Here is a 25,241-nt window from a genome sequence, read left to right as displayed (position 1 = left end):
TATTGAAAATTAATATGAGCGTTGCATCCATTTGTCACTTTTCAGATTAAGATCGGTTCCGTTCAATTTCACGTGATCAACATACCACCCGCGTTTGTTAACAGAACCGTCCGTGATGTAGGTAAAACGAATGGCTGTCGTTCCTGCTGGAATAAAGACTTCTTCTTGCTCCCAGTCCAGGCTACTTCCAGTAAGGGTTGTGACTTCATTCCACTCACTGCCATTTGCTGTGACCTCAACTGATCCTATATCATAGCCTTCCTCTATCCGGTACCATGTATTAAAAGTTAAGGTAGTATTTTCCGTAACATCAACTTCAGCAGTAAGGTGCTTCGACTGCTTATCACCATATCCGGCAAACCAAGGCTTCGCTTTTTTATCCATGGCAACCGGGATCGCGTCAGCTACTTTTCTCGCAAACTCCCGGCGTGTTGGAGAAGTTGATACTGTGTTACGCGTTGGGTGCACACGGTTTGTTAAGAGAATCGCAATCGTTTGGTTTGTTGGGCTAACAACTATGGACGTCCCCGTGTAACCAGTATGTCCAAGCGTTGTGCTCTCAGAAAGTGCGTCCATAAACCATCCTTGTTGAAGCTCCCAGCCAAGGCCGTGATCATCACCTGGAAATTCAGGGATACGGTTTTCAGTCAACAGTTTAACCGTTTCAGGTTGGAGGATACGCGTACCGCCATAGCGGCCTTCCATGAGGAACATATGCGCAAACTTCGCTAAATCTGAAGCAGTAGAGAATACTCCTGCATGACCTGCTACTCCTTCAAGTGACCAGGCATTTTCGTCATGAACCTCACCCCAGACAAGACCTCGTTTCGTCCACGGCTGATATTCGGTTGCGGCAATTCTTTCTTTTAATGTGGAAGGTGGATTGTACATCGTATCGTTCATTTTGAGAGGCTGTGTGATTTCTTGTTTTACATATTCATCGAGTCGCATACCAGATAAACGCTCAACAAGGGCACCGAGTGTGATCATGTTAAGATCGCTGTATGTATACTCAGTCCCTGGCTCAGATTGTAGTGGGTATTCGAAAACATACTGAAGTCGATCTTCTCGGCTGCCTTCAATCGTATAAAGTGGAATCCACGGCTTGAATCCAGATGTATGTGTCATGAGCTGTTCAATGGTAACGCTTTCTTTACCGTTCGCAGCAAATTCAGGAATGTAGGTTGAAACAGGGTCATCAAGCTGAAACTTTCCTTCTTCATATAATTTCATAGCAGCGGTTGTTGTGAAGAGCTTACTTATCGAGGCAAGATCAAATATCGTATCCTTACTCATAGGAATTGGGCTGTTCATTTCAGTGAATTCATCATCTGTGTATTGTGCTGAATAACCGTAGGCTTCCTCTTTCACAATGTGACCCCTTCGAGCGACGAAGGCTACCGCACCTGGCATCACTTTTTCGTTAATGGCATTTTGTAGGAAGTGGTCCATTTCCTGTAGAGGTTCCTTCCGTATACCAGCACCTTTGATTGACCCTTTGTGAAGAACCGGTGATGTAGGACCAGGGTTATCCCATGAAGAATTCGGATGCTTATTGGTAGAATGTAAATGATTTTGATGAATGGGTTCCTTGCCTTCCTTTTCAATTGTCGGACCTGGAGCAGCTAATCCGGACGGAGCTAATAAAGTCGCTCCAAGTACAGTTGAAAGTAACAACGACAGCGATTTCCTTCTCATAATGCCCTCCTTCTTCCTTATACTTGTGCCAAACGCAAAGTCTCCTTTCACAATAATTTACAGAATATTCTTTCTAAATTGTAACTCGATCCAATATAGTCGTCTATACCACTATTGTCACGTATAGAGAGAAACCCACACGATTTTCACATCCTTCTACCTATGTCTTAGGAATGATTTTGAAGTATTATGATCTTTAATGTATTTGATGTGTGAAGCATTGTTTCAAAAAGTAGACGATAAGTCATTAAACAAACGTTTGATTAAGGGAGGATTAAAGTGGTTGAGAGGAGAGATGAAGAAAAGTAGAAATGCAAAGGAAGGCAAATCAAAAGGGGGTCTGGCACGTGCCTGACCCCCTTCCCCTCATTCGACACTCTTCGACCCAAACCGGGTGGTGCCTGTCACTCGCGTTTTTTCTTTTTAGCCCACGGCTTCTGCGAGCAGGTCTATGAGGTGAACCGCTCTTACTTTGCCTTCAAGCCCTTCTCGTTGAATGCCAAGCTTCATTTGAAGCAGACAGCCAGGGTTTGTTGTGACGATGATGGCAGCTTCCGTTTCTTTCGCCTTCTTCATCTTCACATCTAGAATGTCCATGGCGTCATCGTAGTGAACGATATTGTAAATGCCTGCTGATCCGCAGCACCTTTCGTAACCGTTCATTTCATGGTAGTGAATGTCTGAAATTTGCTTCAGTAATTGAAGTGGCTCATCAGTAACTCGCTGGACATGCGTTAAGTGGCAAGAAGCCTGGTACGTGACAGTCGCATCCACTTTCCTATTGAAAGATAAACCATCTAGCTCAACGAGAACCTGACTAATATCTCTTGTTTTCGCTACAAAGCGTTTAGCTCGTTCTTCCCACTCTGAATCGCCTTCGAATAAGTGATGATACTCGACTAACATCGCCCCACATCCACCGGCGTTATTCACGATATATTCCACATCTTCTTCCTCGAAAGCTTCAATATTGCGTTTCGCTAGTTCGATCGCATCTGCCTTTTTTCCAGCGTGAGCATGAAGTGCACCGCAGCAGGTCTGAGCGTCAGGAACCACAACATCCGCTCCCGCTTTCTTTAGCAGCTTTAGCGTATTCCGATTCGTTTGGTGAAAAACGCTATCCATCACACAGCCGTATACAAAACCGACTTTTACCTTGCCAGATTGAGACAGCTTTCGGTACTCCTTTTTTGTCTGTCTTCTTTCTGCTGGTGAGGCGAGTCGAGGAAGAACGGCTTCGAATTGATCAAGGTGTAGCGGCATGCATTTCGTTATGCCCGCTTTTTGTGCTATCCCTTGAAGACCTGTTTTTCGATAAAGCCAGGATAAATCCCCAACTCCGTCCATCCACTTCTTTGAAGGGAAAATCGTCTTAAAAATGAGGTTCTCAGTGATTTTCTTTTTACGACTTTTCTGCTCATTTTCTTCAAGAACTTCCTTAGCACCCTCAAGAATTTTTCCATATTCGACGTTCGTTGGACACACCGTTACACAAGCCCTACAACCAAGACACTTTTCGATAGGCTCACGCATTTCTTCGATTGTGATCTTATCTTCACCAAGCATTTTCACTAGATTAATGCGGCCACGAGGAGAATGCGCTTCTTTCCCCATCGTTTCATACGTTGGACAAGCTGGCAGACAGTAGCCACATTGGACGCAATCGAAGGTCTTATCGTAGTTTAACCTCTCCTGTAGCGCTTTCATATTACCCATCGCGTAACACCAACTTCTCCCCTTCTTCAGGAAAAATCTTACCTGGATTCAGCACGTTATTGGGATCCCATGCTGTTTTAATTCGCTTCATGAAATCAAGTCCAACCTCACCAAGCTCCATTTCCATGAATGACGACTTCATCGTGCCAATGCCATGCTCTCCAGATAGTGTTCCCCCAAGTTCAATGGCCGCCCGAAAAATCGCTCCCACTGCCTTTTCCACTCGAATCATTTCTTCTTCATCGCGTTTGTCACAGATAATATTAGGGTGGAGATTTCCATCACCGGCATGTCCAAAAACGACCAGTGTTAGGTTGTACTCCTCACGAATCTCCTTAAGCTTCTGAAACATGTCAGGAATTTTACTACGCGGAACGGTTGCATCCTCAGATACTTTCGTCGGTTTCACTCTTACGATTGCAGGTGAAACGAGCTTTCGTGCCTGCCAGAGGTTGGCTTCTTCATTTTTGTCTTGAGCAATGTTCACCGATATTGCCCCTGCATCCAGACAAATTTGCTCCGCGTTTTGCATCTCATCTTCAATAGCCACTGGGTGACCATCTAATTCTAGTAAAATAATCGCTTCTGCATCAGTCGGTAATCCGAGTGGTTTGTAGTCTTCTACCGCTTGAATGGAGCCCTGATCCATCACTTCCATTTTAGATGGAAGAATGCCTGAAGTCAGGACCCGCGAGATCGCTTTTCCAGAAGAAACAAGATCGTCAAAAACGGCCATCATCGTTTTCGTAGCGGCAGTTTTCGGCAGCAACTTAAGCGTTGCCTCTGTTATAATTCCGAGCGTACCTTCTGATCCAACAATCAGCTTCGTTAAATCATAGCCCGTCACATTCTTAATCGTGCGACCGCCTGTACGAATGATTTCTCCCTCTGGGGTCACAACTTCTAGTCCGATCACATAATCTTTCGTCATGCCGTACTTTAACCCACGAGGTCCCCCAGAATTCTCAGCAAGATTCCCACCAATCGTTGAAACATGAGCACTACTCGGATCTGGTGGATACATTAGCCCGTGCTCCATCGCTGCTTCATTAATAGTAGCAGTCAAAACACCAGGAGACACAACCGCGACCATATCATCAGCGTAGATGTCGAGCCTATCATTCCACTGAGAAAGATCAAGAACAATGCCTCCTTTAACCGGGAGCGGACCGCCACTAAGTGACGTCCCCTGCCCCCTTGGATATACTGGGATCTTCGACATGTTGGCAAGCTTCATGAGTTGAGATACTTCCTCTGCAGATCTCGGCTGGACAACTACTTCCGGTAGATACAATCCGAAAGAAGCATCATAGCTATAGCTGTAGAGGTCAGATCGATCGACTAGAATGCGATCTCGATCAACGATATCCGATATGACTTGAATGAGTTCTTCTCCTCTCATTACCTAGCACGACCTTTCGTTAAGTAGATTAATAGTATTCTGTTCCCTGCTTATAGAAAAGTAAAAGCTACTAAGTGTCCCGGGAGCGCAGACAATTAGTAGCTTTTTGTTTGTGAGGGGGGTCATGTGAGGGGGGTCAGGTACGTCACCGGTACCGCACCTGACCCCTATTTAAACGCACCAATAAGCAGCGCCCAGAACTTATCGAAATCAAGGCTATGCGCAAACTTTACATTCGCCTCTCTTCCTGTCACATTCAGCCGATCAACGCAGGTTGTGCCGTATGTATACTCACCATTCGTTTCAATATCAACTCGAACATTATCAAACTCAAAGATCGATTCATCTATTAAATAAGCAATCGTACATGCGTCATGAATTGGAGCACCTTCAAACCCGAAAACTTCTTTATACGTTTTCGTAAAATAAACGAGAAGATCCCTAACAAATGCTGAGACGCCACTTTCAAGAGAGTCAATCTTCTCAAGAATGGATGGGGTAGTAATTGCCTGATGAGTGACATCAAGCCCAAACATCGTTATAGGAACCCCACAATTAAAGACAATATCCGCTGCCTCGGCATCAACATAAATATTAAATTCTGCAGTAGGTGTCCAGTTTCCAAAAGTACCGCCACCCATCAACACAATCTCCTTGATTTTCTCAACGATAGCAGGTTCCTTTTGGATCGCAAGCGCAATATTCGTGAGCGGTCCTGTTGGTACGAGCGTCATCTCTCCATCGGAGTCCATCACTTTTTCAATAATAAAATCGACAGCGTGTTGGTCAATCGCTGTTTTCTTTGGCACTTCAGGAAGGTGCGGTCCGTCTAATCCAGAATCACCGTGGATGTCGGGAGCAAATTCGCGTGTTTTCACAAGAGGCTGCTCAGCTCCCCGAGCAACCGGTACATCTAAACCTATCAACTCACATACTTTCAACGCATTAAGCGTGGTCTTCTCAACTTCTACATTACCCGCTACCGTTGTAATGCCTTCAATCTGGATCCGATCACTTGACGCTGCGAGAATAATTGAAATCGCATCATCATGACCAGGATCACAGTCTAATATCACTTTTCTCATTTTGCATACCTCCTAGGGTAGGGGTCAGACCCCTCTCTGACCCCACCTCTTTTCTACAACTCAATTAACTCCTTCTTCCGCTCTCGAAACACCGTCCAATTCTTAAATCCAATCTCCTTCAACGTCGCACGGACTTCTTCAAACTCTTCCCCAACCCGTGACGGCCAGTGGGCATCAGATCCGAATGTTACCCCAACTCCATAGTGACAAGCCATTTCGAGCATGTCATTCGCCGGATACCACCCGCCGCAGTCTTTGTTCTTGCCTGACGTATTAATCTCAATCGTTGCTTCCAGTTCGCCAAGGCGCTTCAACGCTTTCTCCACTTCTGGAGTATGTACATTTGTAAAATCAGGATAATACCCTTTCATCGCATCAATATGTCCGAGTATATCAAACACGCCGCTTTCAGCAGACTCTACAATGAGTTTGTAGTAATGTTCTTTCTCCTTTCGAACATCTTCCTCTGTTACGTTCTCCCATCTTCTTTTATCAAAAATGTTGGATTCGTTACTGAAGTGCACAGAACCGATAATGTAATCAAAAGGATACTGATCGTAAATACTTTTATACAATGGATAATGGTCTCTAAAAAAGTCCGACTCAACGCCAAGAAGCACCTCTATTTTAGCTCGATACTTTTCCTTTAGCTTCAACACTTCCTCTACATAAGAGGAAAACTCACTCTTTGCCATTGCGATCCCTGGCAAGGCCATATCTTTCTCACTCGCAAAGAAAGGCGAGTGGTCAGAGATCCCAATCATCTGTAAATCATTTTTGATCGCAGCTTGAATATAATCTTCAATTGTATCCTTAGCATGGCCGCAGCGTTCATGGTGCGTATGGTAATCGAATTTCATAGAATCGCTCCTTAATAGGTGGAAGTTTTTGTTATGGTTATCCTATCATAAAAAAAGAGCCCCAAACTGAGGCCTAACTTAATTTTACAGAGAATTCGTATTTCAATAGTCATTCGACAAATACTGACTGGATGTAGCACAAACCGGGTGGTGCCTGTCACCCGCGAATTATTTAGACTTTGTTAACTTTTCTACGATAAATGCCCTACTCATACACTATTACTTATATACCAATCTAATTTGCAATCTCCTTATAAACCGCATCATTCTACTCATTTCATTGTCACATCAAATCTATTACCCTATAAAGGACTAAGCAGATTGTAAATCTCTTTTTACATAAGTAGTCTATACTTCTACTCGAAAGACGAATTGAAAGGATGATGACAATGATACGTGGAATGAAGATAGCATTTCTATCGATCAGCATGTTACTAATCGGGAATATGTTTGCTGGAGGTATTGCCTCTGCAGATGCGAAGGAAAATAAGCCAGGCATGAATACTAATAAACTAGCAAATGTCGCCCATCGTGGGGCATCCGGACATGCACCTGAGCATACAATCCCATCTTACAAACTTGGCGATAAAATGAAAGGCGACTACATTGAAATTGACCTTCAAATGACAAAAGACGGTAAATTGATTGCAATGCATGACGAAGCTGTTGACCGTACTACAAACGGAACAGGTCTTGTGAAAGACTATACGCTTGAAGAGATTAAACAACTTGATGCAGGTAGCTGGTTCAATGAAATGTACCCTGAGAAGGCCAAAAAGTCTTATGAAGGACTTCAAGTACCAACACTAGAAGAAGTAATTCAGACGTTTGGTAAAGACGCTCGCTATTACATTGAAACAAAATCTCCTGAAGTATACCCTGGCATGGAAAAAGAACTACTTCGTGTACTTGAAAAATATAACCTAACAGGCGTAAACGAACGCTCAAGCAAAGTGTTGATTCAATCGTTCAGTAAAGAAAGTCTACTAAAAATGCAAGATCTGAATCCGAATCTCCCATTGGTTCAATTAATTTCTTATAAGGAACAAGCTACGATGTCAGATGAGGAATTGAATGAATTAACTGAGTACGCAGTTGGTGTTGGAATGTCATACACGAAAATCGATGAAGCTTATGTACAAAAAGTGAGAAGTGCTGGATTGCTTATTCACCCATACACTGTAAATGAAAAAGAAGATATGGAACGCCTATTAGACTGGGGCGTAACAGGAATGTTTACTAACTATCCTGATCGTTTGAATGAAGTACTAAAAGGTAAATAAGATAATGGGAAAAGCCCGAAAATGAGATATGATCTCACTTTCGGGCTTTTATACTTATTTCTTACAAACCGGATATACGTGTAGAGAATTCTTACCAACCGTATTGCATGAGAAGCTCAAGAATGGACGAATTTTTATTTTTTACCGCTAATTCGAAAGCCTGCTCACTTTCTTCTAGCGATAATGGTACAGCACCAGCTACTAGTAATGCCTCAACAAGTTCTTCACGCTCTTGATTGATTGCTTCAAAAAGGAGTGCCTTCCCCTTAAAATGGACGTTAGCATCTCCACCTCTTGCTAACAAAAGAGAAACAAGCTCTGATGATTTGCCCTCTTTCACGGCCACAACAAGTGCACTATCCTCCCCACTATCAACTGCAAAATTCGGATTTGCTCCTGCGTCTAGAAGCATTGTCATAAGAGCTTCATTTTCTTCCATAATGGCGTAATTAAGTAACGTGGACTTCGCGCCATTAAATTCAGTTTCTAGGTTAGGGTTATATCCGTTTTAGTAAGATTTTAATGAGGTCTAAGTTCTCCTCCTGAACTGCCTTAACTAGCATATTCTCATTTCCCACCTCAAAATGAGCTCCCATTTTGAGCAACAGATCAATGATATCGTAGCTTTTATTATTAGCTGCAATTTCAAGGAGACGTTCATTCTCTCCATTTAAATGAACATTAACACCAGCTTGAAGAAGCCATTCAACTAATTGACGATCCTGTTTCATGACTGCATAAGTAATAGGGGTCACGCCTTCTTCATTTTTCGTGTCAACATCTAGGCCGAGTGAGAGAAGACGGGTCATTTCTTTACGATCTGTAGGTTCTATATTTTCTTTATATATAAGCTCCCATAACTTCTCAGCATGACCACCGAGTTCACCCTCCACAACAGCTGATTCTTCAGCAGCACGAGCTTCTATTATTGGGTCAGAAATGGGTTCATTTGAATCTATACCGCTACAACCAACGGCAACTAGAAATGATATAACAAACAACATTTTATTGTTCATCTTCATCCTCCAAATCATGATCCTCTCCTACTAATCAGGACTTTTATACTATTATACCTTGTAATGACCAATTAGAAAGCATTTTAAATTTGTCTTCCCACCGGCATGGGACAACTTATGGTTTCATACACTTCTAGTAGTCAAGCTTCAAGGAGGAAGGGACCTTGTCGCACTTTAAAACAAGACGTCAGCATGGAGGTGGCACTAAAGTGATTGTCATCCTCTGTGTGTTACTATTGCTAGCTGGAGCGATCACCTTCTTCATTCTCCAACAGCCGAAATCCAAAGCCACAGCAACGGTAAAGGAATTTTACTTATATGAACAAAGCGGTGATTTCAAGAAATCCTGGCAGCTCTTTCACACAGAAATGAAAAACCGGTTCTCTGATGAACAATACAGCCAGCTTCGTTCACAGCTCATTACACAAGATATTGGCTCTACTTCTTTCACCTATAAAGTTGGAAAAGTGAAAACTAAGAAAAACTGGAGATCAGGTGTAAATGGCGTCATTATGAAGAAAGTGTACGTGATGAAGGTCACTCAAAACTTTCATAATCAGTTTGGGAACTTTGCACTCGTTCAGGAAGTATTTGTCGTGAAAGAAGATGGAGAATATAAAGTGGTATGGGATTATCAGTAGGATGAAGTTAAACAAACGTTTGATTAAGGGGAGACGCCGATCCATTTGGTGTCTTTTCTTTAGGTTAATTTATAATTGAACTTCATCAAACGCTACACTCCTCTTAGCGTTCACAAAATTACAATAGCCTTTACGCTTCTTTTTAAAAGTCCCCGGGTACCCTTCTACCAATGGATATAAATTCATATATGGCATCATTTTGCTTTGCCTTGAATAATAAAATCGATAGCTTGACCACGGGTAGTCTTCTGGACGGAGAACGAGGTTTGCTTTCACTGGGTTTAGGTGGATATACCGACTAACCTCTAGCATGTTGGCTGATGAATTTAACGGCTCATCAAAATAACGCTTCTCAAAAACATGACCTGTTAACTCATACCGCGCATTAAAATATGTAGCATATCGTTTATTAACTAATGACATGATCTTGGATATGGGATGTTCTTTTGAGCGAAGTTGAAGATGAAAGTGATTGTTCATTAAACAGTAAGCGGATAATTCAAAGGAATGTGTATCGTAGACTTGCTGAAGGATATATAAGAAGGTTCGATAGTCTTGTTGATCTTTAAAAAGCAGATCTTTGCGGTTCCCTCGGCTAACGATGTGGTAAAAGTGATTCGGAAGCCATAACCGTGTTTTTCTTACCATAGGAAAGCGTGCTGGGATTCATCTAGCGATTTTATTATTCGACATTGTCGGTAATCTACCATATATCTTCCTCCTTTTTTCAAAATTCTACTCTTTCTCCAAGAATAATTCCCCTAACCCACCACCGTCAACAACTTCCTCTCGACACTTTTCTACCACATTCTCCATGAATCGGGTGGTGCCTGTCACCCGCTGTTTCGTAACATTGAAATCAAATTGTAATTTATTACCCAAATTAATCCATAAATGTGGTAGCATGGTTAACGATTAGTCTTAAAGGGGGATAAAATTGAAAAAAGTTTACTTATTTGGGTTAATAATGCTAGCTATTGTTGGTAGTTTAGTAGGATTCGGATTTAATGAAGAAGGAAGTTTGGGGTCTAAATACCTATCATCAAAAGATAGCAGTGCTAGTGTAGACGCTGCTGACTCCTCTGATAAAGAACGGAATGAAGATAGTGAAAGCCTCCAGCTCGAATCCCAACTCAGAGAACAAGAACTGGCAAAAGAAGCGAAAATTGCTGCAGCTGATGAAGTACCTGTTTTAACTTATCACCACATTGTTGCAGAAGAAGATCTAAAAGATCGACATTATAAAGAGGACGGTAGTCTCGTAAACACAGTCGTTGTTTTAAAAGAATTCGAGAAACAGATGAAGTGGTTAAACGAGAATGACTATTTCACACTAACACTTGATGAATTCCAACAGTACATAGAAGGTCAGACTCCTGTGCCTAAGAATAGTGTCTTAATTACTTTCGACGATGGTTACAAAAATAATTACATAGAAGCTTATCCCGTTCTTAAACAGTATGGATATACAGCGGTTGAGTTTGTAATTACAGGCTTAACTAAGAACGAGACCGTTCCTTATAGTTCAGAAAACAATCAATATTTAAGCCATGATGAAATTAAAGATGCAAGTGATGTTTTCGAATTTGGCAGTCATACAAATACCTTTCATAACTCCGAAGAAGACGGAACAGCTTACCTCGTATCCAAAACACTTCCTGAGATACAAAAAGACATCCAGACTAGTATTAATTTAATAGGTAATACGAATGCACTCGCCTATCCTTATGGTGCATATGATGATGAAACAATGGAAGCAATTGATGATCTTGGAGTGGAAATGGCCTTCACTGTACAAGCAGGTAATGCCAAACCAGGTGATGACACATTGCAAATTAAACGTAATTCAGTAAGACCCAATCATTCAATTAATGATTTCGTAGAGATAGTTAGCGTTAGATAGAGAGAAATGATATTCGACATATTTCGGGTGGTGCCAGGCGCCACCCGATTCAGGGGGATCAATATATTTTGAAGAAAAAGTATCTTTTTATTGCACTAGTATTTTTATGTATGAATCTATTTATTCTATCGGTCAACACGGCTGATGCTGCTTCACTTCATGTAGATCGACTGGCAGGAGAAACGCGCCTACATACAGCCATTGAAATAGCAAACAAAGGATGGCCAGATGGTGTTGATAACAAAGAAAGAGCCGTTATCCTTGCTCGTGCAGACAAACCTGCCGATGCTCTTTCAGCAGCAGGGTTATCTGGAGTAAAAGACGCTCCAATTCTACTTTCCTACCCCTCTAAGCTGCATGAGGTCGTACTTGATGAACTCTCTCGTTTAGGGACTGCTAAAGTCTATGTCCTTGGAGGAACTAGCGCCATTTCTGAAAATGTCGTAACTCAATTAAAGGACGCTAACTTTGATGTGGAACGAATCGAAGGCAAAAATCGCTTTGAAACAGCTGTTGAAATCAATCGTGAAGCTGGCCTAGAGCAAAGTAAACATGCTTATCTAGTAAACGGTGTAACAGTTGCGGATGCACTATCAGCATCCAGTTCTTCAGCTATTAACCAGACACCAATCTACTTAGCAACAAAAGACACTATACCGGCAGAACTACCTAAGACCATTAAAGAAATAACAATTGTGGGCGGGAGTGCCGTCGTTAGTACAAGTCTTGAAAATGAACTTAAAAACAGAAAGGTTATCGTGAATAGAATTGCGGGATCAAATCGGTTTGAAACGAATCTCGAACTGATTAAAACTACTGAAAACCCCAATAAGAACATCCTATTTGTAAGAGGAATATCTTCTAAACTTGAAGCGGAAGATTATCCAGATGCTGTAACAGCAGGTGGCCTTGCTCAGAGGATGAATGCAACTGTTTTTCTTCTTCATCCGAAGGGAAGCAATCAGGATAAAGCAGTTAAGAACTACCTTAAACAACAAAACTATAATGCCTATATCCTCGGTGGCCTTAATGCAGTACCGGATACTCCTCTTAGCAAAATTGGAATCCAGATCCCAGACTATGCAGAGGAAGTACCTGTACTAACCTATCATCATGTTCTTGAGAAACAGGATCTAAGAGATTATCATTATGTCGCTACAGGAAACTTGAATAATATGATTACTCTCCTCGACCAGTTTGAAAAACAGATGAATCTACTAGATGAAAAAGGATATCAAACAATTACTTTAAAAGAATTCGAATCTTTTATAAAGGGCGTAAAGCACGTTCCTGAGAACAGCGTCCTCCTAACCTTCGACGATGGACAAAAGAATAATTATATCCACGCTTATCCCGTTCTTAAAAAACATGGCTTCACGGCTGTCGAATTTCTAGTTACTTCACGTGTAGAAGAAGAAACAGTTCCTTTTAACACCGATACAAACCAGTATTTTAGCTGGGATGAGGTTAATGACGGAAGTGATGTTTATGAATATGGAAGTCACACACACAGTTACCATTCAAGAGAGAATGGTACGCGTCTTCCATACCTTCTTTCCAAGTCAAAAGATGAGATTAAAAAGGATATTCAAAAAAGCATCGACTTAATTGGTAAAAGCACTAATGCATTTGCATACCCGTATGGAGCTTACAACTCTACCTCCATTCAGATATTAAAGGAACTAAACATCGACATGGCCTTTACTGTTAAACACGGTAACGTTAAACCAGGTGATAATCTCCTAGAGATTAAACGACAGTCGATTAGACCTTATCATTCGATAAAAGATTTTGAGCGAATAATTGAAGTGAATTAAGTTCAAAATGATTGAAAAGAGCCAGAATTGAGGAAAATCCCTCTATTCTGGCTCTTTTCTTATTTCTCTAAACTCCATCGTTCGACATAAACCGAGTTAAACCGGGTGGTGCCTGTCACTCGCGAACTCGCGAACTCAAACCTTATTAGGTGCCTCTTTCCCATCTAGTACGCTCATCAAATTCGTGGCTGCAACCTCTGCCATTTTCATTCTCGTCTTAATGCTAGCACTACCGATATGCGGTAATGTAACCAAATTCGGTAGAGTTAACAGAGGATGATCCACAGAAACAGGTTCCTCCGCAAAAACATCCAACCCGGCTGCCCAGATCTCTTTATTCCTAAGAGCGTCGTAGAGTGCCTCCTCGTTTACAATTCCCCCTCTCGCGGTATTAATTAGTACAGCACTTTCTTTCATGAGCGCAAGCTGTTCACGTCCAATCATATTTTCTGTTTCAGCTGTGAAAGGCGTTAACACACAAATAAAATCAGCCTCCCTCAATAACTCATCTAGTTCGACATACTGAAGCTCTAACTTCTCTTCCGCTTCATGGTTTCGACTGCGATTATGATAAATCACATTCATATCGAATCCTCTTGCTCTCTTCGCAACAGCTTCCCCAATTCTTCCTAATCCAATAATTCCTAATGTAGCACCGTGGATGTCCTGTCCGGTAAGCTGCATCGGTGACCACGTTTTCCATTTCCCTTCACGCAAATAATCAGATGCTTCCGGAAGTCGTCGAGCTGCTGCCATCATTAATGCAAATGTTAAATCAGCTGTTGTTTCAGTAAGCACTCCTGGTGTATTTGTAACCGTAATCCCTCTAGCTTTTGCCTCATCAACATCAATATTGTTATAACCAACAGCCATATTAGCAACGACCTTAAGATTATGAGCCTTCTCAAGTAAAGCCTGATCGATCTGCTCCGTTAGCAAACAGAAAAGTCCATCAACATGCTCGACTTCTTCTTCAAGAACTTCTCTTGGCACAGGAACTTCTTCCTCATGCCACATCCTCACTTCATATTCCCCTCGAATTCTATCGACAATTTCATCCGGTAATTTTCTAGTTATATAAATTTTTGACTTCACTTTCTTCACACTCCTTAAATAATAATCGCTTTATCTACACCTTTCACTCATCGTCTCGCTTTTCCTTCTCTCACTTTAGACATTACCCGGGAAATTTCGGACGTCCTTCTCTCTTTACGCCATTTTTGTCTGAAAATTGTGTTAACATGAAGAAAACGAGGTGAACCATGATACAGGACTACCGCTTTTCACACCGTCTTCGCGTTCGTTATTCCGAAATTGATGGCCAAAAAATCGTTTTTAATGCTCACTATTCTACTTACATCGACATCGCAACAACTGAGTATTTCCGAACCATGCTTGGTGACCATCTTATCGAATTAGCTGAAACTCACACCTTTGATCCAGTCCTTAAGAAAATCACAATCGAATTTATAAAGCCCGCTAAGCTAGATGATTTCCTCGACATACACTGTCGCGTTGTTAAACTCGGCACCTCTAGTTTTCAGCTTAAGCACATGATAACGAGAGGTGATGAGACTCTTGTGGAAGCTGAGGTCATTCAGGTAAATTATGATACAGCATCTGGAAAAGCCATACCCATTCCTGATGACCTTAAGAAAAATATCCTCCTTTTCGAAAACCAGTCCGCTCATTAAGTTAATTAAGCGTTTCATTAAAAAAGCTGGTGTGCTTTACATGGCACACCAACTCCTTTTCAATTCACCCAATACTCGTATACTCTTCCGCCATTTGAACGCTTTTTGGCTGTGTAAAGCCCGAAATTACGATCACAATAACCACATTACATAATAAGCCAAGGATACCTGCGTGAATCCCAAATGGTGTACTCGATGCGACGAGTTGAAAATAGTAGTTCACAAACGTCCCGATGATCAGTCCAACAATAACAGCAGGTGCTGTAATCCGCTTTGAGTACAGAGCACCATAGACGCCTGGAGCAAACTGAACGATCGAACCGTAAGCTCCGAGCAGTAGGGCGATTAACCCTTGCCCACCAAATACCGTAATAAAATAAGCAAGTCCACCTATAACAAAAACACCAACGCGCATTAGGAGAAGCGTTGTTTTATTCGATAAATCGGTTTTCACGTTTTTAATAACGCCATCTGTAAATTCAAGTGACGCACTATGCGTAATCGCATCAGCAGAAGACATAGCTGCGGCTAGCGCACCTGCACCAACCAGCCCATACACCCAGCCAGGCATGCTTAGCACTGCTGTTATTAAGTATGGAAGAATTTCATCTGGTGAACCAATCGCTGATGCGTCGACGACATTTGCAGCTGCAAATCCGACCAATAAAAGTGGAACAAGAAACAGCGCGAATACTGGATAAACAAGCACTGTTTTCTTAATGGTTCTAGCATTGGATGCGTAAGACTTCGAGAACAAGTGTGGCCACATCAAGAAGCCGATGACCGAAACAAGGATTGTTGTTGTGTATGTCGTTGGTGACATCGTTGACCCAACGCTGCCGATTTCAAGAAAGCCAGGCTTTGCTTCAACAAGGTCAGTAAACATCCCTGAAACACTACTATGAAGCTGATTAACGATCGCAATCCCAACAACCCAGGAAATTACGATCATCAGGATACCTTGAAACACATCAGACCAAGCAGCGGCTCGCAAACCGCCCGTCGCTACATAAACAACTACAATACCATAGGAAACCAGTGCACCAAGCCAGAAAGGGATGCGCCCTTCTGTCATGATATTAAATATGTAGGCCATCCCCTTCATCTGCGTCGCAAGGTATTGAATGGAAGCAAGGACAGCAATGAGCCCGATTAGAATCGGAAGCACTCGACTGTTGTACCTCTTTTTCAAAAAACCTGACACCGTATAGATATTATATTTCCGGCCGATCTTTCCAATTTTCGGCCCAATAATGTACCACGGAAGAATAGCAAAAGCCGTGTATGTAAGGATGTAGAGAGCGGGTGCGCCCTTGGAATAAGCCCAGCCTGGTGCTCCAAGAAAGGAAAACGCGCTGAAAACTGCGCCACCCATTAAGAACCACATGACGAAAAGTCCTAATTTCCCACCAGCGACTGCAAATTCATCAAGTGAACTTTTATCCTGATTTCTCCCTGCCAGAACACCGATGACCAGTGCAATGACGAGGTAGGCGATCATAATAATCATTGCAATTTGCCAAGCAGCCATTTAATTTGCCTCCTCTTCATCTTTATCTGGATCCAATCGATACAGAATCAACACGATGAGGAACGTGACAATGATCCATGAAATGACCCATAAGAAGGAAAATGGAAGTCCCATCACAATTGGCGTGCTTCGATTTCCTATTGAAAATAGCGGAAAGATTAATAGAAAAAGTGGAACCATTAATGAGAAACAATAAATTGTTGTGAATTTCTTTTTACTCACGTAACACCCTCCTTTTGTTTCGAATAAACACTATCTCCATCGATTATCGTGAGATCGACCGTTAGCTCTTTCAACCGCTCTGGGTCACAAGTTAAAATGGATTCATTCAACACAACAAGATCAGCGACTTTCCCCTTTTCGATACTTCCTTTGTCGTTTTCTTCAAAGCTGGCATACGCGCCCGCCCACGTATATGCTCTAATCGCATCCCGAACGGAGATTTCCTGTCCACTTCCAATCACTTCGCCTGTTTTACTACGTCGAGTCACTGCAGCATAAATTCCTAGCAGTGGATTCATATCCGTTATCGGACTATCAGAACCAATCGCAAATGGTATTCCTTGTTCTACGAAATCGTTTAAAGGAAAGATTAGCTGGGTTCTCTCACCATAATCATGAACATAGCCATCACCGAACTCATACAGAAAGGCTGGATTTGGGATCGGTACAATCCTTGAATGTCTCATTCTCAATAAAAGATCTTTCGGAGTCATGGCCGCATGTTCAATCCGATGCCGATGATCGTCTACTGGAGAATTCTCCAACCCGCATTCGATCGTTTCAATCATCATCTCAACCGCTCTATCACCAATGGCATGGGCAGTGATTTGCCAGCCAAGTTCATGAGCTATTCTAAGTGATCGATTGAGCTCCTCCTGATTTAAATAAAGAATGCCCGAATCATTTGGATTGCTTGAATAAGGCTCACGCGTTCTAGCAGTTGGTCCGCTACTACTTCCGTCGATAAACACTTTGGCAGGACCAATTTTGAACCACTCATTGCCGAGTCCTGTCATCATGCCACTCTCAATTCCCTTTTTCACCATTTCACTTGATTCGTGAAGCGATCCGTAAAGAGCATAAACGCGTTGTTTCACCGCTTTTGATAAGACGCTTTGATGGAGTGACCGAATATGGGAAGGTCCATACCCCCCTGCATCATGAACGCTTGTTATTCCCATTTTCAAAAAGTCGTCCGAAGCAAGCGCTAACCCCTTCCGAATCTCCTCTTCTGAATACATCGCATGCATAAACAAGTTCATATGTGCAGATTCAAGCAATACACCCGTAAGCTCCCCATCATTCCGAACATATCTCCCACCAGCGGGGTCAGCGGAATCGTTAGAAAGACCAGCTAGATCAAGGGCCATGCTATTCACACATGATATGTGACCACACGTACGAACAACGATGATCGGATGTGCTGTCGAGACCTGATCAAGATCCCACTTTGTCAGATGTCGGCCAAGTTGATTCTGATTGTAACCCCAGCCACGTATCCATTCTCCTTCAGCTGTTTTGTCAGCTTGCACCTTCAGTTTACTCAGAATGTCATCGATTCCAGTCACATCCTTGCAGTTCACACCAAGTTTATTCGTCCCATACAGTTCAAGATGTGCATGAGCATCAATAAAACCAGGCAGGAGGCTTCTTCCCTTCAAATCGATCACTTTTGTATCTTTGTCAGCAAACGCCATAACCTCATCGGTTGAACCTGTCATGAGGATGCGACTACCACTTATCGCAGCCCCCTCCTGAATAGAGAAAGCTTCATCAACCGTTACAACCTCTCCATTTACAAACACGATTTCCGCTTGCAAAGTATCACTCCTTCTCATCCTGAGCAATTCGTAACGCAGTCTGGTAAAGCAACTGAACGCCCTTCTCGATATCATCCATTTCTGCAAACTCAAGTGGATTATGGCTAATTCCTTTTTCACAGCGAACGAAAATCATTCCATAATCACTGATGTATGACATAAATAACGCATCATGAAATGGACCACTCATTAAAACTGGTGACTCAAGACCAAGCGCCTTGTCTTCCGCTTTCATGATGTTCTTAATCCAATCTGCGCAGTACCTCGGCTCGCTTCTCGTATCTTCACTGATTGTGTGAGTCAAATTGTAAGAAGAAGTTGTCTCCTCAATAACCGTATACAGCTTTTCCTCAAGCTTCGTACGATGTTCAAGGTCGATGTCACGCAAATCAATCGTGAACTCCACTCTTTCAGGAATAATGTTTCGCGAATTCGGAAAAACCTGTACGCTTCCAACAGTACCGACAGTCGTATCCTTACCTTCTTCTTTAATAAGGCGATCAAATTTTGAAATGATTTCACTCGCCCCGATCATCGCATCTTTTCGTAAGTGCATCGGAACCGAACCCGCATGCCCCGCAAAGCCTTCTAATGTAACCGTTAGCCAGATGGGTCCTGAAATCCCGGACACGATCCCGACAGGTTTATTCTTTGACTCAAGAACTGGCCCCTGTTCAATATGGAGCTCTAGGAAAGCTTCAATCTCTCCTTTTTTATAAACGGGGCTTTCGGTAAGATCAGGCTCCACACCAAATTCTTTCAGAGCATCTTTTCTTGTTACACCGTTCTTATCTTTTCTCTCAAGCTCGCCTTCTTCAAGCAAACCTGCGAGTGCACGCACACCGAAAACGCCTTTGTTAAAGCGCGACCCTTCTTCATCCGAAAAGCAGATCACTTCGATCGTACGCTTTGGTGTAATTCCGTTATCTTTCATTGTATGTACTACTTCGATGGCACCAAGTGCACCTGCTGTACCATCGAAGCGACCGCCATATGGCTGAGAATCGATATGGGAGCCGAGCATGAGAATCGGTTTGTCTTTCTCAGTCCCCTCCACTCTTCCTATTAAATTACCGAAACCATCGATTTTTGTATTGAGTCCCGCTTCTTCCATCCAGCTCTTCACAACATTCACTGCTTCGCGGTCCTCTTTTGAATGAGCAAGACGACAAACACCCGTCTCACCGATCTTTCCGATTTCAGCCAGTTCCTCGAGGTGCTTCTGTAAACGCGTTCGATTAATCCCCATATCTATCACCCTTTTCACTGTTTTCTTCACTATAGCAAAGCCTTTTACATCTCACATTGTACAAAGTGTCATTTATTGACTGAACATTATATATATTTCGTCTATTTAACTCAGTACCTGTCTAAGCCCATTAACTTTCGTTCGACATAATAACCGAAAAACCGGGTGGTGCCTGTCACCCGCGAATGATCTGCGAATGAAATCCCCCCAATAGTACAAGCAATCTTCATCCTTGTTGAATACGATATAGCAAACACTTAAAAGGAGGTTTCTCTTCTTGCCAATTTATGATACTGGCGCAATTGATAACAAAAGAACTCCCCGCACTACACGTCTATCTGTTCGTGTAACCAACAGTGGTCACTATTTCGCTACTGTAGGTATCCAGGTCTATAAAATCGTGAATTCAGGAGCAGGTTTTGGTAATCGAACATTTACTGCTATCAACTTAGTGGGATTGAGCTCTATTGATTCACCGAATAGCACTTTTACAATTGATGATCTTCCTGCAGACTTTGACACATTTGGTGTGCGAGTTATTACGAGTGAACTTGGTGGGAATAACATTGCCATTTCAATTACTGAGACAAAAAGTAACAATACCCAGTCAACAACATATACAACTGGCAATATGACGGTGGTTGATGAGTTGTTGTTTGTCTATGTAACAAATTTCGGAGGCAATTCCGTAACTGTATATGACACAGGTACGAATACGGTAGTGAAGGAAATACCAGTAGGCCTTAATCCTATTTATCCAGCATTTACTCCCGATGGGACTAAGGCATATATTACGATGAACGGAGATAATTCAGTAACAGTTGTTGATACCGCGACGAATTCAGTAATTAAAACATTTCCAGTGGGTAATGCACCTTTAGCTGCAGCCATTACACCTGATGCCACAAAAGGTTACGTAGCGAACTCTGGCGAGAACACAATCACCCTTTTTAGCACAGCTACCAATACCCCAATCGGTTCTCCGATCATTGTAGGGGATAGTCCATCTGGCTTAACCATTTCTCCAGACGGAAAAAGAGTATACGTTACTCTTCAGTCCGAAAATGCCGTTGCAATTGTGGATACCGCTACAAACACTGTTGAAGATAAACTAATTGTTGGAACAAATCCTTCTTTCATTGACTTGTCTCCAGATGGGACAAGGGGGTACGTGACGAATGAACTTGATAATACCGTTTCAATCATTGATACAACGCAAAATACAGTCCTAGATACCACCATTCCTGTTGGGGTTAAGCCAATCGGCATCATTGTTAGCCCGGATGGCTCACGAGCGTACGTTGGAAGTGAAACTGACGGAACTGTTACGGTTATCAATCTAATTACAAATACCATTATGGGTACACCAATACCAGTCGGACCTAATCCCGTCATAGTAGCTATAACGCCTGATGGTTCCAAAGTTTATGTTCCAAGTATCGGTAACAACACGATTACTGTAATCGATACAACGACAAATACAGTCACCGCGACGTTACCGGCCGGTCTAAATCCTAGCGTTATTACCATTACTCCTATACTGCTTTTTTAGATTTCCATCACATATAAAAAGAAAGGTGCTGAAGTGTATTGCCTGTTTTTGATACTGGAGTCATCGATAATCGAGCCAATCCTAAGACACGTAAAATAACCATATCAGTCTCTAACACTGGTCGAAGTTCAGCTCTCGTAAGTATTCAGGTTTATCGCGTAACAACTGGATTTTCATCCCGTCAGCTCTATCGATTAAATCTTGTTAGTCTAAATCCACAATCCTTACCTAACAACACGTTTCAATTAGAAAATGTCCCCGTGGAAACCAATTTCGGCGTTCGTGTACTTACAAGTGGGATCGGGGAAAATGATATCACTGTGTCTATTGTCCAGAAAGCTTCAAACAACGGAACAATAGCTTCAAGAACGGAAGGGGATATGTTAGAAATTAACGAGCTACTCTATGCTTATGTAGCTAACCTCACCGGAAATACGGTATCCGTTTTCGAAACAGGAACAAATACACAAGTGACCACGATTCCAGTAGGAACGACTCCTGCAATTATTGCGATTAGACCTGACGGAACGAAAGCATATGTAACAAACAACGGAAGTAGTTCAGTTTCTGTTATAGATACGACGACGAATACGGTAACGGATACGATACCTGTTGGTACGAACCCAGTAGGGATTGCCCTTACGCCAGACGCCCAGCGTGCTTATGTTGCTAACCAATCAAGTAACGATGTAACAGTGATCAATACTGTAAACAACTCAGTCATCGGAAACGCCATTCCTGTAGGCAAAAGTCCAGTCGGTGTAACCATCTCGCCAGATGGCTCTAAAGCGTATGTTCCACTGCAAGAAGATGATGCTGTGGCAATCATTAATACGCAAACGAATACCTTTGAATCAACCATTCCAGTTGGCACAGGACCAAACTTTATTGCTATTACACAACAAGGTGATCGAGCCTTTGTTACGAACCAAGTCGATAACACCGTATCGATTATTGATCTTGAAACGAAAGAGGTTACGGAGAACATGCCTGTTGGCCTGGGTCCTGTAGGTATCTGTATAACACCTGATGGTAGTAAGGTCTATATCGCAAACGAGAACAGCAATGATGTCTCCGTCATAAATGTAAAGACAAATACAGTATTAACGTCTAGCATCCCGATCGGACAAGCACCAGTTATCGCAACCGCTTCCCCAAATTCAAAACGAGTTTACGTAACGAACAATGAAGATAGTACCGTATCAATTATCGACACCTCCTCCGATACCGTCATTGGAACACTACCTACGAATTTCGGTCCTGGCGGAGTCACAATCACTCCGATTTTATTGTTCTAATCGCCTTCGACAAAATCTCACAAAAACCGGGTGGTGCCTGTCACCCGCGGTTCCGACCCGCGGTTCCGTGAGCGCGCGAGCTGCATCTTGTCATGAGCACCCTTATTGCATATAATAAAACTAGATCACATAAAGTAAAAAAAGAACGCCGGTGCATAAGCACCAGCGTCCATACAGCTGCTCCGCATGAAGAGCGGCGGCTCAAAAGGCATAAAGAAAAAGTAACTCACCTTAAACCTTGGCCGGGGCAGGGTGGGTTACTTCTTTTTATTACTAGAAACCGTAATAATTGTGACCACGAGAGAAGCAAAGCTAATCATTAAAACAAGCGCCTCAAATGTGCTCATCATTATAGGCAGCACCCCCTTTCATCAACGGGGTACCGCCGCCCACCCTGCATTGCAGCTGATACTAATCATCTTATCATAGAAGACAACTATATTTAGATAGACCTTTTACCTAAGTTGGTCTCGTCTCAAAAGGCAAGAAACGAAATTCACATCAAAAAAAGCTTGAAGAGAAGGCAAGTGCCCGCTTCTTCAAGCCTTTTTCAATTACAATGGACGATCATCAAAATCATAGTCTGCTGGCTTCGGCGCAACTCTCGCATGCTCCAAAGCAGGTGTGTCTGGTCGTGCAATCTGATAGACGGAAGCTCCTACGATTTCCGCGACATTTTGGAGTTTCTCTTTGCTTATTTTATCAATCGTATCATCAGGAGAATGGTACCACGGCTCAAGAGGCGCATGAATGAACAAAGCTGACGGAATTCCTTTTAGGAAGAACGGAACATGATCGCTTCGCCCTAGCTGTCCATAATCGACAGCTCCAGAAATTCTCGCACCTGCAGAAGCACCAAGATCTGTTACGAAATTCTTGTTTCCGTCTGGAGTAAACATGATTAGATCGCCTGCGTCACGGCTCCCTACCATATCCATTTGAAAATGAGCAATCGTGTTTTGAAGCTCTTCATCTGATAGTGAGTCCGCATAGTGGTAAGAGCCGACTAACCCTTTTTCTTCCGCTCCAAACGTCACGAATCGAAGCTCTGTATCAGTAGGGGTTTTGGCCATTATTCTCGCTAGCTCAAGTGTTGCCGCAACTCCTGAAGCATCATCGTTTGCCCCGGGTCCATTAGGAACTGAATCGTGGTGCGCTCCCACTGAAACAATCTGTCCATTGTCCTTGTTCGGATGAGGTTCTTTCTTCGCAATTACGTTATAGGACGTTTTATCAACTGGACCTGCATTCTCCACGCTTACACTTGCTTGAACATCTTCAGTCTGTAGCCTTTCAACAAGACCAAGTCCCGCTTCCCTTGTAATGGCCACAGCCGGAATGTCCTGCCCTTCATAAGCGTATCCAAAATCGTTACCAGACCGCCCTTCGCCATTAAACATGATCACACCGATAGCACCTTTATCATAGACGTTTTGAATCTTCTCATAGAAACTAAAAGAACCACGCTCAATTAAAGCAATCTTTCCTGCGACTTCATCACCTACTTCACTTGCAGATGCAAGTCCAACATAAACAAGTGACCCTGTTACACTATCGTTGATTGATCCTTGAAACGAACGAACATCACCAGAGAACACTTCATCATTAAACGTAAGGCTTGAAGTTCCCCCATCCCATTCTTGAATCGTGAATGGCTGCAATTCAGTCTGATAGCCATAGCTCTCAAACTCGCTCTTTATGTACTGAACCGCCTTAAACTCACCTTCCGTACCCGCTGCTCGAGGTTGTTTAGATAGTAAATCAATGTTGTTATACATGTTGTCCGCACTGATTTTCTTAATCACTTTGTTATCAAATGCGTGATCCGATTGTTCATTAGGCGCAGGTTTCGCTGCATCAACCGAGAAAGACATCGGACTTAGAGCCAGACCTGTAGCCAAAGCTACTGTAAGCGTTTTCTTATACAAACAAATTACCTCCTAAAGAGTTAAATTACTATCCTAATTATTCCATTAATTGAATGTTTAGTAAATAATCCGAATACATCTAAAGAGGAATCAAATCACAAAAATCGGACTATTAGCCCATAAGAAAGAGAGCTAAAACAAGCATTTCCGGTCGAAAATTGTATATTTTCGTAGAAGAAATGAGTATTCTCGGTCATTTTAGAATTGTTTGCACTTTTTATTATTGAATACTGCACTATCATCCATAAAAAACGATATTACGTTAGTAAAGCCTCTAAAAAGAGCCCTTCGTAATCGAAGGACTCTTTAGTGCTACTAAAATTTCCCAAATCTCATTCGACAAAAAACGGGTGGTGACAGTGGTTGACCCCCTTATAATGGACACATGAGGTATCATAAAGATACGAGACAAGTGAGTCTAAGGGGGAAAAAGGTAATGGCGAGAAAACCACATTCTACATTTGAATTAAGAAAAAGAGCTGTTGATCAAGTTCTAAAAGAAAACAAGCCTGTCAGAGTGGTGGCAGAAGAAATTGGTTATAACCCAGATTCGATCTATAACTGGCTCCACCGCTATAAAAAACGTGGAGAAGATGGATTAAAGGACTCATCTAAAACGATGAGATCTAAAGTGGAAGATCAGGGCAGTTTAGCTGACGCCAAACGGATTAAAGAATTGGAGAAAAAACTGAAAGAAAAAGAGTTGGAGAATGAGATTCTAAAAAAGTTCCAGGCCTTTCTCAAA

General features: G+C 42.4%; 22 protein-coding genes and 1 pseudogene. 8 read left to right on the top strand and 15 right to left on the bottom strand.

The genetic code is table 11. The annotated features are described in order from the left end of the window. Positions 1-9 precede the first annotated feature (9 nt). The 5 genes from JI666_RS16930 to JI666_RS16910 all read right to left on the bottom strand — a co-directional run bounded on the left by JI666_RS16930 (position 10) and on the right by JI666_RS16910 (position 6,761). Positions 10-1,698, bottom strand: a complete 1,689-nt coding sequence (locus tag JI666_RS16930; RefSeq protein ID WP_206894043.1) for a serine hydrolase domain-containing protein — start codon at positions 1,696-1,698, stop codon at positions 10-12. 423 nt (positions 1,699-2,121) lie between these two features. Further along, positions 2,122-3,414 carry a (Fe-S)-binding protein gene (locus tag JI666_RS16925; protein WP_206894041.1) on the bottom strand — a complete coding sequence of 431 codons (1,293 nt, stop codon included), beginning with the start codon at positions 3,412-3,414 and terminating at the stop codon, positions 2,122-2,124. Further along, positions 3,407-4,816 (bottom strand): FAD-binding oxidoreductase, encoded by a 1,410-nt coding sequence (locus JI666_RS16920; RefSeq protein WP_206894039.1) that lies wholly within the window; start codon positions 4,814-4,816, stop codon positions 3,407-3,409. The genes JI666_RS16925 and JI666_RS16920 overlap by 8 nt, the downstream gene beginning before the upstream one ends. 167 nt (positions 4,817-4,983) lie before the next feature. After that, positions 4,984-5,901 carry a nucleoside hydrolase gene (locus tag JI666_RS16915; RefSeq protein ID WP_206894036.1) on the bottom strand — a complete coding sequence of 306 codons (918 nt, stop codon included), beginning with the start codon at positions 5,899-5,901 and terminating at the stop codon, positions 4,984-4,986. Positions 5,902-5,954: 53 nt separating this feature from the next. After that, entirely contained in the window at positions 5,955-6,761 is an 807-nt protein-coding gene (locus JI666_RS16910) for a histidinol-phosphatase (protein WP_206894034.1), read from the bottom strand. A 389-nt stretch (positions 6,762-7,150) separates the two neighbouring features. On the opposite strand from JI666_RS16910, the gene JI666_RS16905 reads away from it, so the two are divergent. Beyond that, entirely contained in the window at positions 7,151-8,044 is an 894-nt protein-coding gene (locus JI666_RS16905) for a glycerophosphodiester phosphodiesterase (RefSeq protein WP_414635152.1), read from the top strand. 91 nt (positions 8,045-8,135) lie between these two features. On the opposite strand, the pseudogene JI666_RS16900 reads toward JI666_RS16905, so the two are convergent. Both JI666_RS16900 and JI666_RS16895 read right to left on the bottom strand, forming a co-directional pair. Continuing rightward, positions 8,136-8,489: pseudogene (locus JI666_RS16900) on the bottom strand (ankyrin repeat domain-containing protein); the annotation flags it as partial. Between the two features lie 52 nt (positions 8,490-8,541). Next, positions 8,542-9,060 carry an ankyrin repeat domain-containing protein gene (locus JI666_RS16895; protein WP_206894028.1) on the bottom strand — a complete coding sequence of 173 codons (519 nt, stop codon included), beginning with the start codon at positions 9,058-9,060 and terminating at the stop codon, positions 8,542-8,544. Between the two features lie 164 nt (positions 9,061-9,224). Here JI666_RS16895 and JI666_RS16890 point away from each other — a divergent pair, with 164 nt between their 5' ends. Next, positions 9,225-9,701, top strand: a complete 477-nt coding sequence (locus JI666_RS16890) for a hypothetical protein (RefSeq protein ID WP_206894026.1) — start codon at positions 9,225-9,227, stop codon at positions 9,699-9,701. 69 nt (positions 9,702-9,770) lie between these two features. Here JI666_RS16890 and JI666_RS16885 read toward each other — a convergent pair whose 3' ends face one another. Next, complete coding sequence (locus tag JI666_RS16885) at positions 9,771-10,349, bottom strand: transposase (protein ID WP_206894024.1); 579 nt, start codon at positions 10,347-10,349, stop codon at positions 9,771-9,773. Positions 10,350-10,638: 289 nt separating this feature from the next. On the opposite strand from JI666_RS16885, the gene JI666_RS16880 reads away from it, so the two are divergent. Both JI666_RS16880 and JI666_RS16875 read left to right on the top strand, forming a co-directional pair. Then, positions 10,639-11,604 (top strand): polysaccharide deacetylase family protein, encoded by a 966-nt coding sequence (locus tag JI666_RS16880; RefSeq protein WP_206894022.1) that lies wholly within the window; start codon positions 10,639-10,641, stop codon positions 11,602-11,604. 68 nt (positions 11,605-11,672) lie between these two features. Next, positions 11,673-13,421: a cell wall-binding repeat-containing protein gene (locus tag JI666_RS16875; RefSeq protein ID WP_206894020.1), complete on the top strand. Its 1,749-nt coding sequence runs from the start codon at positions 11,673-11,675 to the stop codon at positions 13,419-13,421. Positions 13,422-13,556: 135 nt separating this feature from the next. On the opposite strand, the gene JI666_RS16870 is transcribed toward JI666_RS16875, so the two are convergent. Next, positions 13,557-14,516: a 2-hydroxyacid dehydrogenase gene (locus JI666_RS16870; RefSeq protein ID WP_206894017.1), complete on the bottom strand. Its 960-nt coding sequence runs from the start codon at positions 14,514-14,516 to the stop codon at positions 13,557-13,559. Positions 14,517-14,683: 167 nt separating this feature from the next. Here JI666_RS16870 and JI666_RS16865 point away from each other — a divergent pair, with 167 nt between their 5' ends. Next, entirely contained in the window at positions 14,684-15,115 is a 432-nt protein-coding gene (locus JI666_RS16865) for an acyl-CoA thioesterase (protein ID WP_206894015.1), read from the top strand. Between the two features lie 64 nt (positions 15,116-15,179). On the opposite strand, the gene JI666_RS16860 is transcribed toward JI666_RS16865, so the two are convergent. The 4 genes from JI666_RS16860 to JI666_RS16845 are packed head-to-tail and all read right to left on the bottom strand — an operon-like array spanning position 15,180 to position 19,718. Then, positions 15,180-16,646: a sodium:solute symporter family protein gene (locus JI666_RS16860; RefSeq protein WP_206894012.1), complete on the bottom strand. Its 1,467-nt coding sequence runs from the start codon at positions 16,644-16,646 to the stop codon at positions 15,180-15,182. Next, the gene (locus JI666_RS16855) at positions 16,647-16,868 is read right to left on the bottom strand and encodes a DUF3311 domain-containing protein (protein ID WP_206894011.1); all 222 of its coding nucleotides are present in this window, start codon (positions 16,866-16,868) and stop codon (positions 16,647-16,649) included. Beyond that, entirely contained in the window at positions 16,865-18,469 is a 1,605-nt protein-coding gene (locus JI666_RS16850; RefSeq protein ID WP_206894010.1) for an amidohydrolase, read from the bottom strand. The genes JI666_RS16855 and JI666_RS16850 overlap by 4 nt, the downstream gene beginning before the upstream one ends. A 4-nt stretch (positions 18,470-18,473) precedes the next feature. After that, entirely contained in the window at positions 18,474-19,718 is a 1,245-nt protein-coding gene (locus JI666_RS16845; RefSeq protein WP_206894009.1) for a M20 family metallo-hydrolase, read from the bottom strand. 277 nt (positions 19,719-19,995) lie between these two features. On the opposite strand from JI666_RS16845, the gene JI666_RS16840 reads away from it, so the two are divergent. Together JI666_RS16840 and JI666_RS16835 are read left to right on the top strand one after the other, a co-directional pair. Continuing rightward, positions 19,996-21,270: a beta-propeller fold lactonase family protein gene (locus tag JI666_RS16840; RefSeq protein ID WP_206894008.1), complete on the top strand. Its 1,275-nt coding sequence runs from the start codon at positions 19,996-19,998 to the stop codon at positions 21,268-21,270. Positions 21,271-21,308: 38 nt separating this feature from the next. Beyond that, a complete protein-coding gene (locus JI666_RS16835) occupies positions 21,309-22,568 on the top strand; it encodes a YVTN family beta-propeller repeat protein (RefSeq protein WP_206894004.1) in 1,260 nt (419 codons plus the stop codon). 257 nt (positions 22,569-22,825) lie between these two features. On the opposite strand, the gene JI666_RS21820 is transcribed toward JI666_RS16835, so the two are convergent. Further along, entirely contained in the window at positions 22,826-22,918 is a 93-nt protein-coding gene (locus JI666_RS21820; RefSeq protein WP_224594651.1) for a putative holin-like toxin, read from the bottom strand. A gap of 204 nt (positions 22,919-23,122) precedes the next feature. Further along, complete coding sequence (locus tag JI666_RS16830; protein ID WP_286170913.1) at positions 23,123-24,496, bottom strand: M28 family peptidase; 1,374 nt, start codon at positions 24,494-24,496, stop codon at positions 23,123-23,125. Positions 24,497-24,932: 436 nt separating this feature from the next. On the opposite strand from JI666_RS16830, the gene JI666_RS16825 reads away from it, so the two are divergent. After that, the coding region (locus JI666_RS16825; RefSeq protein WP_206894001.1) for a helix-turn-helix domain-containing protein at positions 24,933-25,241 on the top strand (309 nt) is incomplete at its 3' end.

This window comes from Bacillus sp. NTK071, assembly GCF_017303315.1.
Classification (GTDB): domain Bacteria; phylum Bacillota; class Bacilli; order Bacillales; family Guptibacillaceae; genus Guptibacillus.
The sequence above is the reverse complement of the archived record's forward strand: the minus strand, read 5'-3'. Positions and strand labels throughout refer to the sequence as shown.

Bases quoted from the DNA above. Each gene is read 5' to 3' on its own strand.
- JI666_RS16930 (WP_206894043.1), bottom strand. From the start codon at position 1,698: ATGAGAAGGAAATCGCTGTCGTTGTTACTTTCAACTGTACTTGGAGCG.
- JI666_RS16925 (WP_206894041.1), bottom strand. From the start codon at position 3,414: ATGGGTAATATGAAAGCGCTACAGGAGAGGTTAAACTACGATAAGACC.
- JI666_RS16920 (WP_206894039.1), bottom strand. From the start codon at position 4,816: ATGAGAGGAGAAGAACTCATTCAAGTCATATCGGATATCGTTGATCGA.
- JI666_RS16915 (WP_206894036.1), bottom strand. From the start codon at position 5,901: ATGAGAAAAGTGATATTAGACTGTGATCCTGGTCATGATGATGCGATT.
- JI666_RS16910 (WP_206894034.1), bottom strand. From the start codon at position 6,761: ATGAAATTCGATTACCATACGCACCATGAACGCTGCGGCCATGCTAAG.
- JI666_RS16905 (WP_414635152.1), top strand. From the start codon at position 7,151: ATGATACGTGGAATGAAGATAGCATTTCTATCGATCAGCATGTTACTA.
- JI666_RS16895 (WP_206894028.1), bottom strand. From the start codon at position 9,060: ATGAACAATAAAATGTTGTTTGTTATATCATTTCTAGTTGCCGTTGGT.
- JI666_RS16885 (WP_206894024.1), bottom strand. From the start codon at position 10,349: ATGGTAAGAAAAACACGGTTATGGCTTCCGAATCACTTTTACCACATC.
- JI666_RS16865 (WP_206894015.1), top strand. From the start codon at position 14,684: ATGATACAGGACTACCGCTTTTCACACCGTCTTCGCGTTCGTTATTCC.
- JI666_RS16860 (WP_206894012.1), bottom strand. From the start codon at position 16,646: ATGGCTGCTTGGCAAATTGCAATGATTATTATGATCGCCTACCTCGTC.
- JI666_RS16845 (WP_206894009.1), bottom strand. From the start codon at position 19,718: ATGGGGATTAATCGAACGCGTTTACAGAAGCACCTCGAGGAACTGGCT.
- JI666_RS21820 (WP_224594651.1), bottom strand. From the start codon at position 22,918: ATGATGAGCACATTTGAGGCGCTTGTTTTAATGATTAGCTTTGCTTCT.